This is a genomic window from uncultured Algoriphagus sp., from assembly GCF_963974835.1.
GTDB lineage: Bacteria > Bacteroidota > Bacteroidia > Cytophagales > Cyclobacteriaceae > Algoriphagus.
This window is the reverse complement of sequence record NZ_CAXBET010000027.1, coordinates 1-18,289: the sequence shown is the minus strand read 5'-3', so window position 1 is coordinate 18,289 and position 18,289 is coordinate 1. Positions and strand designations below refer to the sequence as shown.

Genomic DNA, 18,289 nt, shown 5'->3' with positions numbered 1-18,289 from the left:
GTGATTCCTCCGGCAAGACCATTCATATCATCTGCGAAGTAACTGATAATGGCTCACCGAAATTAACCAGTTATAGGAGAATCGTTGTTCAGGTGAAGTGACCCGCTGGGGAGAAAATTTCAGAGATCAAATCGCCGAAAATTCTATATTTCATAATAGTGCAAACTCCACCCGGTCAGCACGAGAGATTTAACAATGACAAGGCGGGGGAAACCAAATGCCGGAAATTCCTATTTCTCAAAAGACTGGGACAGATAACTTAACCGAATTGCACACTGACCAATAATTCAAATATCCGGATTTTGGCGAAACTCAAAAAAGGTAAAGATTACTATCTTTTCGTTCATCGTACGGTAATAAATTCTGGTCTGACTGGTGAGCTGGAATGCACGGATTTTCTTTTCTCGATCCACATTTATACCTATCTCAGGGAAATCAGCCAATAGTTCTAAAAAACTTTTAGTCCTCTTCTCAAATTGGAAACCTACACTTGATCCCCAAGTTTCTATTATGTAATCTACAATCAGATGTTAGCTTTTAAGGGCAGTCTTGGATATTACTACCTGCATTAGAGCAGACGAAACAGCTGATCTTTCGCCACTAGATTATTCCCATCTTAAAATTCCTGATAGGCATCATGAATTTTTTGTTTTTGGTCTGTGGTGAGATCGCTCCAAATATCACCAGAAGCAGAATCCTTTCTTCTTAAAAGAAACTCCAATTACGATTCTAAGAGTTCATCATTTTGGATGTCTCCTACTAACTTGATGATATTGAATTTTAGTTCGACGGTTGACATGGATAGATGTTAGAGCAAATTTTTGTAATGTTAAGCTAATAATCGAACTGGCAGAATCAAAGTCCAATGCGAATTTTAGTTCTTTTTCCCCGATGATTGGGATTGGGCATATGCAATGCTGAACCATCATCCTGAAAAAGGCAATCTCAAAAAGGAAGTGAAGGATTATGGAATGGTAAGCTATCCTAATCTTAAAAGATTACAGAAATTCACACTGACTCATAATAAACCAATTGAATCAGACCCTCAGACAAAGTCATAACGCGCACTATACGGGCTAAACTTAGACTCCGTTTAATGTGGTGAAGGCTGTTTAACAATCATAAGAGTAAGAAATTGTTGGGGAAGAAGCGATTTATGGGTGCATAAGTATAAAAGTAAGATATAATATAAATCTTAAGCTTGATAAGATACCCAAAAGGCTTAGTCAGTCGGTTTCGGCTTCTCCAAAGGTTTTTAAAAAAATATAAGAAATGGTTGAATTATATTTGATTTTAATATTGTAATATTGCAATGAAATAAAATTACAATGGGAGTTACCAAGACAGATTTATTTACTCTGGAACAAAATGAGCTGGCTCAGGTAGCCAAGGTTTTTGCCCATCCGGCGAGGGTGGCAATCATCCAATACCTGCTCAAATCCAATACCTGCATTAATGGAGACTTGATTCAGGAATTGGGCCTTGCTCAAGCCACCATAAGTCAGCATTTAAGAGAACTCAAAGAGGTAGGGATTATTCAGGGCACCATAGAAGGTGTCTCGGTAAGCTACTGCATCAACCCGGTGAAATGGGCGCACATCCAACAGCTTTTCAATGCCCTGTTTGATCAGTTTAAGGTTCCGGAGAGCACTTGTTGTTAATTAAGAAGTAAAAAAATTTGTATCAATTAATCGTATTATCGCAATAAGCAAATCAAGTTATGCAACTATCAGATGTTAAAAAGGCACTAAGCCAATTAAATAAGATAGCCTTTCAATTGCCTGACGGATCATTGGTTCCAACACATTTTCATGTCACCGAAGTCGGGAAAATCTCCAAGCACTTTATTGATTGCGGGGGAACAGTAAGAACTGAAAACGTCGCCAATTTCCAACTTTGGAATGCAGATGATTACAACCACCGCTTACATCCGGAAAAACTGAACAACATCATAGAACTTTCCGAAAGAGTGCTAGGATTGGAAGATCTGGAAGATGAGGTGGAATATCAGGCTTAAACAATCGGCAAATTTGGATTGGAGTTTGACGGAATCAACTTCCTGTTGACTATCAAACAAACTGACTGCCTAGCCAAGGAAAACTGCGGTATTCCACAGGAAAAACAAAAGTTGAACCTGGCAGACATGCCTGCAAATACCTGCGCCCCAGGTCCAGGATGTTGTTAATCTAACCATGAAAGATACTATGAACCCTACACATATGGATTTATTACCAGGACTTGCCGTTAATGTTAAGAAAGCAAGATCATTGCCTATCCCTGAAGAGCGGAAAGAATCACTGCAGGTGCTGATAGCTTATATCCAGTGTAAAGTTGATTCCGGGGAAGAAATTAACTTAAACTTTATCTGTACCCACAATTCACGAAGGAGTCAATTCTCACAGATCTGGGCACAGACTGCTGCAGATTATTTTGATATTCCGGCAGACTGTTATTCCGGTGGAGTCGAAGTGACTGAATTCAACGAAAGAGCCGTGGAATCCATCAAGAGGAGTGGGTTTCGGGTGACCAAAAAAGGAAGTGAGAACCCGGTCTATTTTATCTTTCATTCCGATGAGGCAGAACCTATTTCAGCTTTTTCCAAGCTCTTCGATGATCCGATCAACAAGGCGCAGCGCTTTGCAGCAGTGATGACCTGTGCTCAAGCGGATGAAAACTGTCCTTTTATCCCCGGAACTGAACACCGGATTCCGGTGAGGTATGAGGATCCCAAAAAATATGACGGAACGCCAGAGGAAGCTACTCGCTATGATGAGCGATCATTACAGATTGCCGCTGAGATGTTCTTTGTATTCAGTAAAATCAAAAACCAGTAGGTATGGAATTATCTCAAAAAAAGCTGGGGTTTCTGGACAAGAATCTGACCTGGTGGATTTTTCTTGCAATGGGTATAGGAGTAGGGATAGGGTATCTATTCCCCTCCAGCGCTGATTTCATCAATTCCTTTAGCTCGGGGAGTACCAATATCGCCATTGCCATCGGCCTGATCCTGATGATGTATCCCCCCTTGGCGAAGGTAGATTATAAGCTATTGCCGAAGGTTTTTAAAAATGTCAGGATCCTAAGTATATCCCTGATCCTGAACTGGATCATTGGTCCGGTATTGATGTTTGCACTCGCCCTGATATTCCTACAGGATTATCCTGAATACATGGTGGGATTGATCCTGATCGGGTTGGCGCGATGTATTGCTATGGTATTGGTATGGAATGATCTAGCAGAGGGAAGCAGCGAATATGGAGCCGGGTTGGTAGCTCTGAATAGTATTTTTCAGGTTTTTATGTACAGCTTTTATGCCTGGTTGTTTATAACCGTGCTTCCTCCTTATTTCGGATTTGAAGGAGCCATAGTTGATATATCCATCGGTACCATCGCCGAAAGTGTGGCGATTTATCTCGGGATTCCATTTCTGGCAGGTATACTAAGCAGAGTGATTCTGGTCAGGGTTAAAGGAGAAAAGTGGTATAAAAATGTGTTTATTCCGGCAATTTCTCCTATAACGCTCATTGCCTTATTGTTCACAATTGTGGTGATGTTCTCACTCAAAGGTGACCTGATCGTAGAGATCCCAATGGATGTGGTCCGTATTGCCATCCCACTTCTGATCTATTTTACCTTGATGTTTATCATCGGGTTTTTCTTCAGCAAGGCCATTGGTGCCACGTATGACAAAAATGCCGCTATCTCGTTCACTGCCGCAGGCAACAATTTTGAACTGGCAATAGCAGTTGCCATAGCCGTTTTTGGACTGGACTCAGGACAGGCATTTACAGGTGTGATAGGACCATTGGTGGAAGTCCCGGCATTGATACTTTTGGTAAAGGTGAGCTTTTGGTTAAGGGATAAGTATTATGGTACTCCAAAATGGGTGAATTGATGGAAAAGCAAGTTGATATGATCGTTATAGGAGGTGGACAAAGTAGATTTTAGCCTGTTTTTTTATGTAATAACAGTCAAATGAAATACAGTCATTCTATAGCATAATATTCGGTTGCTCTATGTTCCGCCCTTGATCCTCCCTTACTTCTCCCTTGCTGTTCCCTTGATCCTCCCACTGTATAAGGGCGATTTATGGGAGCTGGAAGGGAGTAGGTAGGGAGCTAGTAGGGTGATCAATAGGCTTTGATAGTACGATTGCTGCTAAGTAAACACGATGTTTCTACGATGCTCCTACGATGCTTGTCCGATGTATTATCGTAGATGGATCGGAAATGCATAGAAGAAAGTACGGAAAAACAGCGTAGCAGAATTAATAAGTAATTTTAAGATCTGACTTGTGGATTCTGTTTAGGTATAGCTCATCTTCCAAATGATCTAAAGTAAAAAGATAGGAGGTTAAGAGAACGGGTGAGACAGAAAAACCAATTCTAAATTTGTATTGATTTAAGGCGGAATTACAAATTCCACCTAGTAACCACGAGTAATTTGTCTACGCAGAGTGGGGACTTTATGTAGAAGATTGATTACTCCAAGTCATTTCGATGATCCAAGAGAAGAAAAATTCTAGTTTAGCTTGGATAAAGGAGGGATTAAATAATTTCTGTTTCCTAGAAGGTCTAGAGATCAAAGCAGTTGAAATTTTGTGATTACATTTTTCGTTAATCAGCATACCATATTCATAATAGGCCTCCATGATGAACATGTTTAAAAGTTTATAACTAACAATTTTCCTTGTTTTTTTTCTTTTTTTTTGGGTTTTACTCATCGCATTTCCTTCTTGGATTCTGTGCAAAATTCAGTCTGCTAAATCATTAAATTGAACTTGTAGTAAACAATTATAAAGGACTTACTTCAGGGATTCTATCAAGAATTTAATATAGACATTGCCAAATTAAGCTGATCAACAGCTACAATCTCAAATGGAATTGCCTCCAATTGAATCCAGAACGACTTTAGCTAGATAGTATATCAAAATTATAGGAACCAGGATCTATGTTTTCCAATAAATTAAGGGTTGAATTAAAAGAAGAAAGGGCAACCCCGATTGAGGTTGCCCTGTACTTTTTTAAGAAATCTGGATAGTTTTTACCGGTTTCATTTTAGCCTCTTCACGCTTAGGAATAACGAGACGAAGAACGCCATCCTGGTAAGTTGCTTCAATCTTTTCATTATCTACCGTGTTAGGCAAATAAAACGATCTCCTAAAGGATTGATAGCTAAATTCTTTGCGTGTATATCTGCCTGGCTCATCGGAAGAATTTTCATTTTCATACGAAGCTTCAGCCTGTATACTCAAGGTATTATTATCGAGTTCTACCTTGAAATCATCTTTTTTCATTCCAGGGACAGCCATTTCAACTTTGAAATCGTTACCTGTTTCTAGGATGTTAACACTTGGAAGTGTGTGCTGACCTATATCTCTTCCAATACCGGCTGCATCCAACAAATCAAAAAGCCCTCTAGTAGGAAAATCATTAAATAAACCCGTAGCAGGACTATAACCGTTTCTTTTCATTAATGTGTTCATTGCTTTACAAGGTTAAAGGTTCAACAAATACACTCCCTTGATAAGAAGCTTACTATTCTTAATATAAGTCACCTAATCAAGGGATTAACAAAGTGAATCGCGATTCGTTTGGATAAAAATCAAGATAAATGCCAGTCTTCTTGAAGGATAAATTCTGTCACTTTTATCTGAAAAAATGACAGGATTAGAGAGATTTTAAATGTTTCCAAATGTCAGTTTTTCATTCTGTTTAAGTATGAGCTAAATGGTGAGATAGAAGAACTCAGTGGAAATTTCCATGATATTTAGCTGGAATTTCAAAATTCACCCAGGCTCGAATATCGAATTAACCACTTATACAGGAATCGGTCCAGTATAGAAGGAAGTATGTGAACAAACCACAGTATCCGTATCAAAGAACTGAAATAGCTGCCTTATGGATTTTGTTTAAGTAGGACTCATCCTCCAGACAAACTTGAGTAATAATATTGTAATATGAGAGTAGGGTAATGGGTACTTTTTTATGGTTCTGGTTTATCCAGTTATCCACTGGTATTTTTCTGCTAATAACGATATTGATTCACCCAACCTATATACTTCTTCTCCAGTGGAAGAACCAGTAAATAATGTTGAAGAAATCATCAAATTATACGGCCATGACTGGGATCGGGCATATGCAGTGCTGAACTATCAACTTGATAAAGGTAATCTCAAAAAGGAAGTGATGGATAATGGTCTGGTGATCTACCACAATCCTACCCCAGTCAAGAGCCATAATCTGATCCATGATAACCTATTCTTAGCTACAGTTGACGCCAAGGTGATGATGCGTCCTAGAAGGAATCGGATAATCAGGGGTGAGGTTGAATGGGTGATATAGTAGAATCATTTGCTCCCGACTATTTGAAGGGATTCCTATGATGATTGGTGTAGTACATGGCTTTGAGAAATCATTCAAACAAAATTTTAGTGCTCTAAATGAAATCGTTTTATTAATCCTGGTTGGGTGTGATAACCAATAGGATAAAAGGACCTATTCTAATTAATCATTCAGAAAGGTAATTCAACCGCATAATCTGAACCGATTCTTATTATTATATTAGTCTACAATGGATAAGGCTATCCCATTCAATAATTAATTATTCAATTATAATATTTAATTATTGTTTTACGATAATTTCTAATATACTTGTACGATCAAAATAACATAATATGACAATCACAACTAGACAAACTGACAAAGGATTGAAAGCCTTCAAAGCCATGTTCATCATTGGGGTTATTTTCGCTACCACCAAGTTGATTGACTATCTTCAATGGACTTTTCAATTAGCAAAAAACTGGACACTTCCCCAGGACCCATTTTTCTCTAAAGTAAATCTTTTGAATAGTGATGTTGAGATTTCCATAACGGCTTACCTTGTATTTGCGATTGCCTACATCGTTGTTTTTGGATTTATAATCTTAGGGCTATACCAACTTAACAGTGCAACTAAGCTTTTTAAAGAAAATATTGTGTTTCAACAAGAGGTTAGTTTGGCTTTTAGAAAGTCAGGAAAATCATTTCTTGTCTTCGCGTATGGAACGCTTATAATTGACATTGCTTTTTTGATGTGGGCTTTTACTTCCAATCGAGTAATTGATCTGTTATCGACTGAATTGTTGGTCTTTCTCATCTTAGGCTATTTTATGTTCTTTTTGGCTGATATATTCAGACAGGGAATAACACTTCAGGAGGAAAACGAATTGACTATTTAAAAATGGCTATAGTTATTAATTTAGATGTAATGCTTGCCAAAAGGAAAATGCAATCGAAAGAATTGGTCGAAATTCTGGGGATTACGCCAGCAAATCTTTCCATTTTAAAAACTGGCAAAGCAAAGGCGATTAGATTTGCGACCCTTGAAGCTATTTGTGAAGCGTTGGACTGTCAGCCAGGGGATATCTTGGAATATAAATGCGATATATAAACTGATGTCGAAACATACTTTAAAATTCTGCACTCTGACCCACCAACTTTTCTCCCATGAAAGAACCAGTACTAACTTTTGAAGAAATCATCAAATTAAACGACCACGACTGGGATCGGGCATATGCAGTACTGAACTATCATCTTGATAAAGGCAATTTTATAAAGGAAGTGATGGATAATAGTCTGGTGATCTACCACAATCCTACCCAAGTGCAGCCCCATAATCTGATCCATGACAACATATTCTTATCAAAAGCTAATACCAAGGTGGATATGCGTCCTAGGCGGAATCGAATAAACAGGGATGAAGGGATCAGCTAAGGTTAAGAAAGCCAAATGTAATCTGGTAAGGATAGAAGGGGGGGTAAGTCAACAGAAATCTATACCAATGTACTTTTAGTTTTAAATAAAAATATTCACAGCCCAGTAGATAGGATCGACGAAATTATTAATTTAGTCACAGCATCACCTGGAACCCATTGGACAATTGCGATATAGAGGCAATAGGGTAGTAGGAATGCTGTAACCACAAGTGTTACGTGCAAGGCGAAAAATCTACCGGTAAAAGTGAAGCTTATATTAATTAAAACTCTCCATTGACACTACCTCATATTTAGATTGCCATACTTTAATTGCTTCCAATATAGGCAGAAATGCCAATCCCTTTTCAGAAAGTTTATAGTCTACCCTTGGCGGTAATTCTTTATAAGCCATTCGTTCCAATAATCCATCTTCTTCCAATTCTTTTAGTTGTTCAGTTAGTACTTTCCGCGAAATATGGGGTATGATAGCATGTAACTGACCAAAACGTATGGTACGTATATCAATCACATTAATAATAATTGGCTTCCATTTATTGCCAATAGTCCCGATAGCACGTGTAAATGGGCAATTTGAATTACAAAATTTTTCGTCTCTCATACGTTATTTGAAATTAGTAGTTACCTATTGGTAACTAGAATAAACTATTATGGTTACAAATATAAACTATTGACAGTATCTTTGCGAAACTAATTTAAAAATAATACATAAAATGAGTAAATTAAAAAACAAAGTAGCAGTAGTTACTGGAGCAGCAAAAGGAATCGGGGCAGCAATAGCAACACACTTTGCCAAGGAAGGCGCAAAGGTTGTTGTAAATTATGCTTCAAGTAAAGATGAAGCAAATAACGTGGTGAAATCCATAATTGAAAATGGAGGTGAAGCCATTGCGATACAAGCAGATGTATCTAAAGAAGCTGATGTCATCAGGCTTTTTGATGAAACAAAAAATGCCTTCGGGAATGCGGATATTTTGGTAAACAATGCAGTCTATCAACAATACTTGCCCATTGAAGAGGCAACGGCAGAAGCTTTTCATAAGCATTACGATGTTAATGTATTGGGGGCTTTACTTACCATTCAGTCTGCCATAACCCACTTTGAGGATAAAGGAGGCAATGTCATCAATATAAGTTCTGGCGCAAGCAAAATGCCGATGGCAGGCGTATCCTTATATTCTTCAACTAAAGCAGCAATAGACGCCATTACCATTTCTTTATCTAAAGAACTTGGTGCAAAAAAAATCCGTGTCAATTCCATTCTGCCGGGCGCAACGGATACAGAAGGTGCCCATAATGCAGGTGTAACTACTGGTAGTGAGGCAGAAGAAATGTTTATCGCACATACACCGCTTGGTCGTAGAGGTCAACCCGAAGATATAGCAAAAGCTGCCGTATTTCTTGCCTCTGATGATGCAGCTTGGATTACGGGAGAACAAATTTCCGTATCAGGTGGTATGTATGGATTTTAAGTTTAAACAAGTTAAAATCAATTTGCAACTAATGGATATCATTGCACAAATAGAAACTTTAAAAACTCAAAGAAAAAACTTGCTATCGCAAGTCGAACCTTTGAGTTATGAAACTTTAGGGTTTATACCAAAAGGTAGTAACAATAATATACTTTGGAATCTTGGTCACATTTTAGTGGTACCACAATACCACTTTTACATCACTAATGGCCATGCTCCTAATGTTGAGCCCTATTATATTCAAAATTATATGTCAGGTTCTAAACCAAAAGCTACAGATATTGATAAAGAGTATAATGCCATAAAGGATGCATTGCTGCCAACTTTAGATGTATTGCAATCAGATTATAAAAAAGGAATATTTGAAGTCTTTAAAGCTTTTGGCGATTTAGATTTCGAAACTACGTTAGAATTATTGGCAAAACACGAAGCGGGTCACATAGTTAAAATCAATAACTTATTGAGTTTGTCTTAATAAACTTTTAAAAAAAGACCTTTTAATATTTTAAAAAATAAGGTCTTGTTAAACTTTAAAAAATTAATGTAATGAGTAAATTAAAAAATAAAGTAGTGGTAGTTACAGGTGGCAATAGCGGTATTGGATTGGGTATTGCCCAAGAATTTAAAAATGAAGGTGCTAAAGGAACTTTAGTAGGCAGAAATCAGGAAACTTTAGATAGCGCTCAGCAGCAACTTGGCGATAATTTTATAGCAATAAACACCGATGTAACAAACGTTTCAGAGCTAGGAAGCGTGTTTAAAGAAACATTTGAAAAATTCGGAAAAATAGATGTCGTTGTAGCCAATGCAGGTGCCGGATCTGTAGGAACCGTAGAAAATATTGATGAAGCCAATTATGACAAGTCAATGGATTTAAACCTAAAGAGTGTATACTTTACAGTAAATAAGGCACTTCCTTATATGAATGATGGTAGCTCGATTATTCTTATCGGGTCAAACGCAGCACATCGGGCATATCCATCATTTGGGCTATATGGTGCTGCAAAAGCAGCTGTAATCTTTTTAGCAAAAGCATTTTCAAACGACCTATTAAATAGAAAGATTAGAGCTAATGTAATCACACCAGGCACAACAGATACACCAGCATTTGAGAAGTTTGTTCCCACAGAACAACTTGAAGGTCTGAAAAAACACTTCGCGGAACAGATGCCGATAGGCAGAATAGGTCAGCCATCTGACATTGGCAAAACAGCAGTTTTCCTTGCATCTGATGACTCATCATTCATGCTTGGTGCCGAACTAATTGTTGATGGGGGTATGACTTATTTAGCAAAGTAATTAATAAGTTTAACCTTTATATAAATTTGTAACTTACACAAGTAATTGGTGCACCTACCTTTTACTTGTGTTTTTTTGCTTTGATGAAATAAAGCCCAGCAAATAACAATGTTCAAAAAAAAATATGCCAAACAGTAATAAAATCAAGGCTTTTGGCTCGTTTCAACCTTAATTCATATTCGGGAAAGTCTTTACCTGTCATCGGCGATATTATTTCACCCCAGGAATTGGTAGATACCTTTACAAAAGTCACAGAAAAAAAGGCTGAATATGCTTCTGCGTATACACGGGAAGAATTCATCAATCACTTTCCGGAACTTAGTTCAAATGACGGTTTGTAAGGGAAAATATAGGAATGGCAGAATATGCCGTTGAATATGGGTATTATAGCAAAGACCGAGACTTATTGTGGAGCAGGCAAATAAACCCAGAGTCACTTACTTGGGAACAATTTCTACGTCATACAAACTGGCAAGGAGAAAAACGCTCTTTTTGACAGGCGAACCACTAGCAATTGTATGGCACATTAGTAACAGCAATCCAGGTGTCTTTTTTGGATAATGGGTGTTTTTTTGCTGTAAAAAGTTTAAAACTTTTTTACGGTAAACTAACTGAAAATCAGATCCAAGTTTAATGTTTGGAGGATTATAGCTACTCCTTCCAATGGCTGCTTTACTCAGCGGCCACCAAACTTCCTTGAACGTAATCTTTGAGATTTATCTTACCGACTTCAACTTTACACCCATACTAATTAGCATCAGCAATATCACTGTTGCATCCTTTTCGTTCTCCTGCTCGATAAACTGTCTCAGTGCTCTTGATAAAGCCCCTATCTGTTTCCCCTTGGCGATTCTGTCATAGGGGATAGGATTGGGGTGTTCTATGTAAATACGACTTATTTTGGCATCCACACGCTTCTCCACATCTTTTAGTTCACTGCATATGCCCGCCCAGTTGTACATGGAGTAAGTAGATTAATGGGCTATAAAGATCAACTGTTTTTGACCAGCTTGTTCTTATCACAAATGGATTTGCGATAGCCTGTGTCAGAGATTCATTTTTGGTGATAACTTAATAGTATTCAAAATTGAAAATGCATCTTATTATAGATAGAATTGATTACTCTCAATTGGTACGTCTAACGGGTAATTCCAATATCTCTTCACTATAGATAAACCTAGGTTGGCTTTTGAGAATATTTTACAACTGAATATTGTTCAGTGGGAATGAAACTGGCATAATGAAGTACTAGTATAGATTTCTGTTTCTAAATCTTCTCATTGCTCAGCACCTGTCTGGTTCTATAAACCAATACCACCTGTCTGACCTCCTCATTAAGCTGTACCTCAACAGCGATCGTATTACCTATCTGATTCAGCAGCTTGATGGAGGTCATAAAGCCGGGACAGGTAGTGATACTATAAAAATCCAGAATATTCTTAGTCCATGACTTGCACGTAGAATAATCAAACCCGCCCACAGAATTTTCGCCGAGGGTCAGGAAAAAGTCCACCTTTAAATGTATCACGCCAGCAGCAGGGAAGCCGGGCACTTGGCAGTCCCAAATTATACTTTCGGATAAGTCTGTACTCAGGTATTGAGTAGTGTTTTTCCCGAACTCGCTGACTATGCCACTGTGCTCCAGCAGAAATCCCCCTGTCCATCTTCTGGCAAAATCCAGCACAGTCAACTCCTTTCGGCGCAAGTAGGTGGTAGCGTTTTTAAGGGCGAAATTATCCAGATAAATTCTCAGGATACTTTTGGAAATCAGCACATCCTGGGTAAAATCGGAAGGATCATACCCATGTACTTCTATAAGTTCAAACCCCGAGTCCATTTTGCTAATGCCAATGCGATAAAAATAAATATTATGTATATCCGCAATTGCACCAGTAAAATGTAAAAAGCGACTTAAAGTGAGATAAACACTAGCATTGCTGATACTTCGGTCACCTGTCATCGGTCTTCCAGCCTGATAAGCAAAGCAAAGAAGTCACTGGCATCATTAAGGATAATCTGATAAAAATTTTTGATACTGGCTTCCGGATCCAGATCCACCAGGTATTCACAGATTTTCTTCCCGGGTGACTCAAAAAGTCCCAGCCAGAACTTGCCTTCAGTCTTCCCATTGAGGTAGGTCAGCTCAGTCACTCCCTGCCCGTATACTTCAAGATATTCCGGATCCTTGATATTCATCTGTTCTCCATAGATGGCTAGCAGACTATCCCGTGCCGTGATACGTGGATCATATGGAAGACTGGGGATTTGCTCTTCAGAACAAGACCCTAAAGCAATAGAAACTATCAGAAAAATGGGGATTGCTTTATTAAAAAACTTCATAATACAAGATAATCAGAATATTTAGGGTAAAAATACCCTATACAGGGTATATATATGTCTGATTTTTCCACTTTCTTACCATAACCTTTTAGTAGAAAGCAAATAGCCAACTTTTATCATCCATCTGGGCATATATCCGGATACTTTTCCTAACCCAACCTAACCCAAATGTACAAACTGCTATACGGCTTCTTTTTCACGTTCTTCTTCCTGCTTGCTGCCCAGCTTCAGGCGCAGACGGTCTTTATCACGAAGACAGGAGCGAAATATCACAAAGAATCCTGTCGGTACGCCAAAACTGGCTGGGCTTCGGATCTTTCAGCAGCCAAAAAGAGAGGTCTAACCGCCTGCTTGGTTTGCAAGCCTTCCAGCAGGGAAGCGGGAAAAGCCCATCCTCTTTCTTTATCAGCAGGACCAAAAAATGTAGAACCAAGCAAAGAAACTAAGCCAGCACAAGCAACTTCCTCCCAATGCAAGGCAACCACAAAAGCTGGTTCCAGATGCTCAAGGAAATCGGCTTCAGGAAGTAGTTATTGTTGGCAGCATGAGGCGTAGATAGAGATTTAACCCATTTCAAATTGGAGAGATAGATGGTTAAGTTACACACTTCACCTGGTGCCACGAGCGATGTGACTACGCCAAGTGGGGGTATAAAACAAGGTATAACGCTTAGCCACTCTGTGAGATGGCTACGATATCCAAGGAGAAAACCGCTTTTGTGCCTAATACTGAAAAGACTACAGTTGACGTATAAACATTGACATATAAATCAGACAGAAAACTAATCAAACAATATAATTGGACGAAAAGAAATAGGTCTAGGAGCGGAAAATTTTGATTTCATTTTCGCCATGAAACACCTTGTTATGTTCGTTTCTACGCGCAACGAAGAGCTTGCTCTTTTCAATTAACTCAATTAAACTAACTGCAATGGCATTTGAACCAGACAAAATAACAAAAGAGCATGTACTTAATGCGGTACAGAAAATCCAAAGCAAAGAAATTGAACTAAGTCCTTCGACTGGATATGACGTAATTATTGAAGGGAATGCGTTTCCGCCAAAAGAGATTATGCGATATTCTCATGAACAAATGAATGGGGAGCATATTTGGAATAAAAGCGGTGGAGAACCAACAAATAAGTTTCTTTCTAATCTAGGGTTTGAAATAAGGTCTAAACCAAGTAAAGAGAATTTAAATATTGACCATACATCAGGACGAATTTGGAAATTAGGTTGCAATTGGGGAAGTGGTAAACCAAGTTTTTATAATTATATCAAAGAACTAAATATTGTAATTGGTGTAACCGATAAATCATACAGTATTGATGATTTGGTGGTGATAACAGAAGGATACCAAGTTAAATCTATAGCAAAGGTTTTGGAAAGTCCGCAACCGGTAACAACCAATACCGATTTACAATCGGATTTTGAAAAAAATGAGATTGAATATGGAGATTGGATAACTTATGCGGAAGTAGAATGGTATGAGCTGACGACAGAAGAACAGTTTAATTATAAACTACAACAAGGAATATGTAAAGTAAATGAATTCAAAACCCGGAATAAAACCTTACGACTCTGGGATGAACGAAATGCTTCATTTTGGATTTTTCAAGGCAACCCCAATGTTTTTGACTTTGAAAAAGCAATAAGAGAAAACTTACTTCACGACTGGACTGTATCTGCCCATAAGGACAAAATTAAAGTTGGCGATAAAGTAATTCTTTGGATTACTGGCAAAAATGCTGGATGCTACGCGCTAGGTCAAATATCAAACAGTCCAAGAGAAACAAAAAGCTCCCCAGATGATCATCTTTGGAAATTAAAAGGTAAAGACGATCTGAAAGCTGGGATTAAGATACAGGCCAACCTTATTGATAGTCCTTTACTTTGGAAGAATATCAAATCAGTAAAAGGCATTGAGAATCTAAAAGTTGGAAATCAAGGGACCAATTTTTCAGCCACACGACAGGAGTACAGAATTATAGAAGCCTTTGCCGAAAATGCAATGCAAAGTAAATACGAGCACAATAATATGAAGTCGAAAAATATTATCCTTTATGGACCTCCTGGAACCGGTAAAACCTTTACTAGTATTGATCATGCTATAGAGATCGCTTTAGGAAAATCGCTAGGAAGTCACAGCCAGAATAAAGCTGAATTTGACAGGTTACGATCGGAAGGCCAAATTGAGTTCGTTACATTCCATCAGAGTTACACCTATGAAGATTTTATGGTGGGAATTGCTCCTGACACCACATCCGGTATACTACGATTTGACAAAAAAGATGGGATCTTTAAACAACTGTGCGAAAGAGCTAAACAAAATTGGTCAACTGCTACAAAAAAACTAGATCAGACAATTGACTTTGATGACGTATTCTATAGTTTCTTCAGTAAGCTCATCGAAGAAGAAGTTAAAGAAGTTGAAATCCCAATGAGGAGCAAAGGTTACAACTTTAAAATAACTGCGATAGATGTTGAAAATGGACGAATTAAGTTTACTAAGCAAAGCGGAGGAACCGGCCATGATTTATTAGTAAAAAACACAAAAGGAATTTATGATGGAACCTTAGATTATAGTGAACAAGGATTGGGTGTTTACTATAATTCTTTAGTGGATAAGTTAAAACAGCATTCGAAAACGCTAGAACCAATTCAGGAAGAAATTTCACTCAAGAACTTTATTTTGGTCATTGACGAAATAAATAGAGCCAATATTTCAAGAGTATTTGGAGAGTTAATTACATTACTTGAAGACGACAAAAGATTAGGAGAGGAAAATGAACTTAAAATAACATTGCCTAATGGCGAAAAAGATTTTGGGATTCCGCCAAACCTGTTCATAATAGGGACAATGAATACTGCAGATAAATCTATTGCACTGATTGACATTGCTTTACGTAGGCGGTTTGAATTCATTGGATATTATCCCCAATACGAAGGTTACAATGAAAGCGCCATTCATCTACTTCAATCTATTAACAATTCAATTTTTGATAAGAAGAAATCTCCAGATTATTTAATTGGCCATGCTTATTTCATGAAACAACAACCAATAGAAGCTGTTTTAGAAAACAAGGTTATTCCATTACTTCTGGAGTATTTCTCAGGTAAGACGGATATAGTGAGCAACATTTTTGAAGGATCCGGGTGGATAGTAAGTTACGACTCCCAATCTTATTCTTGGAATATATCTAAGGTGGTAGAATGATTTCATTGTTTGAATACGGAAGGTGGTCATCAATATTGGACAGAGAATCTCTTGAAGGCATGTTGTTGTCTATATGGGACAGCCGCATTTTCACCCGTGACATTGAGCTTTTCGATTCTGAAAAGGATAAAAATTACCAACCTTTTCTACAATTTGACGGAAATCTCATACGGGCAAATAATTATGTGGGGTTTGTTCAAAATGGGTCGGAGTTAATTGAAATCTATCCAAAGGTTTTTAAGTCAGATACCTCTGCAATTCATTCTAAGGAATTAATGCTCAAGCACATATTTTATTGGTTCCGTTATTGTCGTAAGTGGCGCTTTCCTTTTAACCAAGCTAAGCTAAACACGATAGAAACCACTCAATTTCCTGAACTCATTATCAATTTAATTGCGAATCAGTTCTTAGATGCAGTTTCTAATCAACCATTTACCATGTATCAGGAGTTAGCGGATGCCATGCAAACCCCAAGAGGCTCTATTAACTTTAAAAGATATATCACCAACAGCATTTCATATGGAAATTATCAAAGGATTGAATGCGACTATGAACCTTTTCTGTTTGATAATAAAGTGAATCGGTCCATTAAGTACTGCTCCCGACTACTGTTAAACCAAACAAAGTTTTATGAGAACCAGAGAATACTTCAAGATGTAATTTTCATATTGGATGAAGTTGATGATTTGCCATGTTCAGTACATGATATTGAAAGAATAGCTATTAATTCATTTTTTGAAGATTATGAAATTATACTGGACAGTTGCAAGTTAATTCTTAACCAACAGTTGTACTCAAACAGTAGTTACGACTTGTCTCAATGGTGCTTGTTATTTCCGATGGAATACATATTTGAAGATTTTCTTGCAGGTTTCTTGGAATCATGGTTTTCGAATGACTGGAAAGTTCACTATCAAAAGTCAGATATGTACTTAGCAGAAACTTCTGAAGGGAAAAATGTATTTAATATGCAGCACGATATTTTTCTTACCGCTAAAGATGATTCCAAACGAAAAATCATCGTTGATACGAAATACAAATTACGTTCGACCAAATTCAAGGACGACCCTAAGAAAGGGATTTCACAAAATGATCTTTATCAAATGATTAGCTATGCATTTAAAAGAGGCTGTACTGACATCGTATTAGTTTATCCAAATATTTCTGAAAGTATTATGCCACCTGACCGTTTCATAGTATGTTCTGGATTTGATGAAAGTGAAAAAATCAATGTTACCGCAATGGAAATACCATTTTGGTCACTCAATAATTTTGATCAACTTGACATAAGATTAAAAGAAATAATTAATTGGACCATAAACAGAATATGAAATGGCCATTGTTGTTTTACCCATTGACTTACTCACGGCTTCGCTCGAAAAATACTAAAACCACCATCGAATAAGGAGAAAAAAATAAACTAAAATTTTGCCACCTATCGGACTTACTGATAAAACGACCATGGTGTGCTCCTCACTCTCCGTATACAAATTTTTGCTAAAAGGCTGCATTCAGCGATCTAATGAATATCAGGTTTTGACCTAGAGTAATCCAACATACTTATAAAGCCTTTTATTCTCCTGCTGAAGAGTAACAATGTCGTTCTCAGTATGAGACTTTGATATGCGTCGGCGGATAATCTACTTTTTTAGAACCTCTCCTTACTATAAATTACAACTGCAGATCTAATTTATGATCATGAGCACCATTCTCCATTTACATTTTCAAATGACACACCGGATACATGTAATTTAGTTCTTCAAAAACACTCCAATTCCATCACATTCCTTCCCATTTCCCCAAAAAATACCCTATATAGGGTATATATATATCTGATTTTTACACTTTCTTTCCTAAGCCTTTTAATTTTTGAGAACAACCTACTTCTTAGCCTTGATTTCCTTCTTGAGCAGAGCCGATCGCCCTCTCTTCAAGGAGAGAGCCTGTCCCGATAGCCAGCGTATCGGGAGAGGGGTGAGGCAGGAAAGCCAATTGCAAATTGATAAGAATATCAGGCTAGGACAAGGAGTAAAGAAATCTTGCAGAGCAAGATTTTAGCCTTGGACTAGCTTGTAGGGCAGGCAAACTTAACCCAGTGCCGACTAACGATTTGACTACGCTGAGTGGGGTTGTTGTAAATAAATGTGCTAGGTGGATTTGCAACAAAAAACTGGACAATAGATTAAGCTGCTTTTGATTGATATGA

Annotated in this window: 20 protein-coding genes and 1 pseudogene; 16 read left to right on the top strand and 5 right to left on the bottom strand. The window is 37.7% G+C overall.

Going from position 1 to position 18,289, the window contains the following annotated elements:
* Positions 1-20: 20 nt before the first annotated feature.
* The 5 genes and pseudogenes from AACZ73_RS22765 to arsB all read left to right on the top strand — a co-directional run bounded on the left by AACZ73_RS22765 (position 21) and on the right by arsB (position 3,895).
* A complete protein-coding gene (locus AACZ73_RS22765; protein ID WP_339881288.1) occupies positions 21-101 on the top strand; it encodes a hypothetical protein in 81 nt (26 codons plus the stop codon).
* Between the two features lie 1,227 nt (positions 102-1,328).
* Positions 1,329-1,661 carry a metalloregulator ArsR/SmtB family transcription factor gene (locus tag AACZ73_RS22760; RefSeq protein WP_339881347.1) on the top strand — a complete coding sequence of 111 codons (333 nt, stop codon included), beginning with the start codon at positions 1,329-1,331 and terminating at the stop codon, positions 1,659-1,661.
* Between the two features lie 59 nt (positions 1,662-1,720).
* A pseudogene (locus AACZ73_RS22755) lies at positions 1,721-2,185 on the top strand (DUF6428 family protein).
* 7 nt (positions 2,186-2,192) lie between these two features.
* Complete coding sequence (locus AACZ73_RS22750) at positions 2,193-2,834, top strand: protein-tyrosine-phosphatase (protein WP_339881345.1); 642 nt, start codon at positions 2,193-2,195, stop codon at positions 2,832-2,834.
* 2 nt (positions 2,835-2,836) lie between these two features.
* On the top strand, positions 2,837-3,895 hold the full coding sequence (gene arsB / locus AACZ73_RS22745; RefSeq protein WP_339881343.1) for an ACR3 family arsenite efflux transporter: 1,059 nt from the start codon (positions 2,837-2,839) through the stop codon (positions 3,893-3,895).
* Positions 3,896-5,023: 1,128 nt separating this feature from the next.
* Here arsB and AACZ73_RS22740 read toward each other — a convergent pair.
* Positions 5,024-5,485: an Hsp20/alpha crystallin family protein gene (locus AACZ73_RS22740; RefSeq protein ID WP_339881341.1), complete on the bottom strand. Its 462-nt coding sequence runs from the start codon at positions 5,483-5,485 to the stop codon at positions 5,024-5,026.
* Between the two features lie 586 nt (positions 5,486-6,071).
* Here AACZ73_RS22740 and AACZ73_RS22735 point away from each other — a divergent pair.
* The 4 genes from AACZ73_RS22735 to AACZ73_RS22720 all read left to right on the top strand — a co-directional run bounded on the left by AACZ73_RS22735 (position 6,072) and on the right by AACZ73_RS22720 (position 7,757).
* On the top strand, positions 6,072-6,344 hold the full coding sequence (locus tag AACZ73_RS22735) for a hypothetical protein (protein WP_339881339.1): 273 nt from the start codon (positions 6,072-6,074) through the stop codon (positions 6,342-6,344).
* 332 nt (positions 6,345-6,676) lie between these two features.
* A complete protein-coding gene (locus AACZ73_RS22730; protein ID WP_339881282.1) occupies positions 6,677-7,222 on the top strand; it encodes a DUF2975 domain-containing protein in 546 nt (181 codons plus the stop codon).
* A 2-nt stretch (positions 7,223-7,224) separates the two neighbouring features.
* Positions 7,225-7,434, top strand: a complete 210-nt coding sequence (locus AACZ73_RS22725) for a helix-turn-helix transcriptional regulator (RefSeq protein ID WP_339881337.1) — start codon at positions 7,225-7,227, stop codon at positions 7,432-7,434.
* A 56-nt stretch (positions 7,435-7,490) separates the two neighbouring features.
* On the top strand, positions 7,491-7,757 hold the full coding sequence (locus AACZ73_RS22720; protein ID WP_339881335.1) for a hypothetical protein: 267 nt from the start codon (positions 7,491-7,493) through the stop codon (positions 7,755-7,757).
* 258 nt (positions 7,758-8,015) lie between these two features.
* Here AACZ73_RS22720 and AACZ73_RS22715 read toward each other — a convergent pair whose 3' ends face one another.
* Complete coding sequence (locus AACZ73_RS22715; protein WP_339881333.1) at positions 8,016-8,357, bottom strand: helix-turn-helix domain-containing protein; 342 nt, start codon at positions 8,355-8,357, stop codon at positions 8,016-8,018.
* Positions 8,358-8,469: 112 nt separating this feature from the next.
* Here AACZ73_RS22715 and AACZ73_RS22710 point away from each other — a divergent pair, with 112 nt between their 5' ends.
* The 4 genes from AACZ73_RS22710 (at position 8,470) to AACZ73_RS22695 (ending at position 10,868) form a co-directional block, all read left to right on the top strand.
* On the top strand, positions 8,470-9,228 hold the full coding sequence (locus AACZ73_RS22710) for a glucose 1-dehydrogenase (protein ID WP_339881331.1): 759 nt from the start codon (positions 8,470-8,472) through the stop codon (positions 9,226-9,228).
* A gap of 31 nt (positions 9,229-9,259) precedes the next feature.
* A complete protein-coding gene (locus AACZ73_RS22705) occupies positions 9,260-9,703 on the top strand; it encodes a DinB family protein (RefSeq protein WP_339881330.1) in 444 nt (147 codons plus the stop codon).
* A gap of 71 nt (positions 9,704-9,774) precedes the next feature.
* A complete protein-coding gene (locus AACZ73_RS22700; protein WP_339881328.1) occupies positions 9,775-10,527 on the top strand; it encodes a glucose 1-dehydrogenase in 753 nt (250 codons plus the stop codon).
* 152 nt (positions 10,528-10,679) lie between these two features.
* Positions 10,680-10,868, top strand: coding sequence for a hypothetical protein (locus tag AACZ73_RS22695; protein ID WP_339881326.1), 189 nt, complete (start codon positions 10,680-10,682; stop codon positions 10,866-10,868).
* A gap of 375 nt (positions 10,869-11,243) precedes the next feature.
* On the opposite strand, the gene AACZ73_RS22690 is transcribed toward AACZ73_RS22695, so the two are convergent.
* The 3 genes from AACZ73_RS22690 to AACZ73_RS22680 all read right to left on the bottom strand — a co-directional run bounded on the left by AACZ73_RS22690 (position 11,244) and on the right by AACZ73_RS22680 (position 12,867).
* Positions 11,244-11,489, bottom strand: coding sequence for a hypothetical protein (locus tag AACZ73_RS22690; RefSeq protein ID WP_339881324.1), 246 nt, complete (start codon positions 11,487-11,489; stop codon positions 11,244-11,246).
* Positions 11,490-11,794: 305 nt separating this feature from the next.
* Positions 11,795-12,364 carry a hypothetical protein gene (locus AACZ73_RS22685; RefSeq protein WP_339881322.1) on the bottom strand — a complete coding sequence of 190 codons (570 nt, stop codon included), beginning with the start codon at positions 12,362-12,364 and terminating at the stop codon, positions 11,795-11,797.
* Between the two features lie 119 nt (positions 12,365-12,483).
* The gene (locus AACZ73_RS22680; RefSeq protein ID WP_339881320.1) at positions 12,484-12,867 is read right to left on the bottom strand and encodes a hypothetical protein; all 384 of its coding nucleotides are present in this window, start codon (positions 12,865-12,867) and stop codon (positions 12,484-12,486) included.
* Positions 12,868-13,035: 168 nt separating this feature from the next.
* On the opposite strand from AACZ73_RS22680, the gene AACZ73_RS22675 reads away from it, so the two are divergent.
* The 3 genes from AACZ73_RS22675 to AACZ73_RS22665 all read left to right on the top strand — a co-directional run bounded on the left by AACZ73_RS22675 (position 13,036) and on the right by AACZ73_RS22665 (position 17,414).
* The gene (locus AACZ73_RS22675; RefSeq protein WP_339881319.1) at positions 13,036-13,422 is read left to right on the top strand and encodes a hypothetical protein; all 387 of its coding nucleotides are present in this window, start codon (positions 13,036-13,038) and stop codon (positions 13,420-13,422) included.
* A gap of 375 nt (positions 13,423-13,797) precedes the next feature.
* Positions 13,798-16,083 carry an AAA family ATPase gene (locus AACZ73_RS22670; RefSeq protein WP_339881317.1) on the top strand — a complete coding sequence of 762 codons (2,286 nt, stop codon included), beginning with the start codon at positions 13,798-13,800 and terminating at the stop codon, positions 16,081-16,083.
* 35 nt (positions 16,084-16,118) lie between these two features.
* Positions 16,119-17,414: a hypothetical protein gene (locus AACZ73_RS22665; protein ID WP_339881315.1), complete on the top strand. Its 1,296-nt coding sequence runs from the start codon at positions 16,119-16,121 to the stop codon at positions 17,412-17,414.
* Positions 17,415-18,289: the final 875 nt, after the last annotated feature.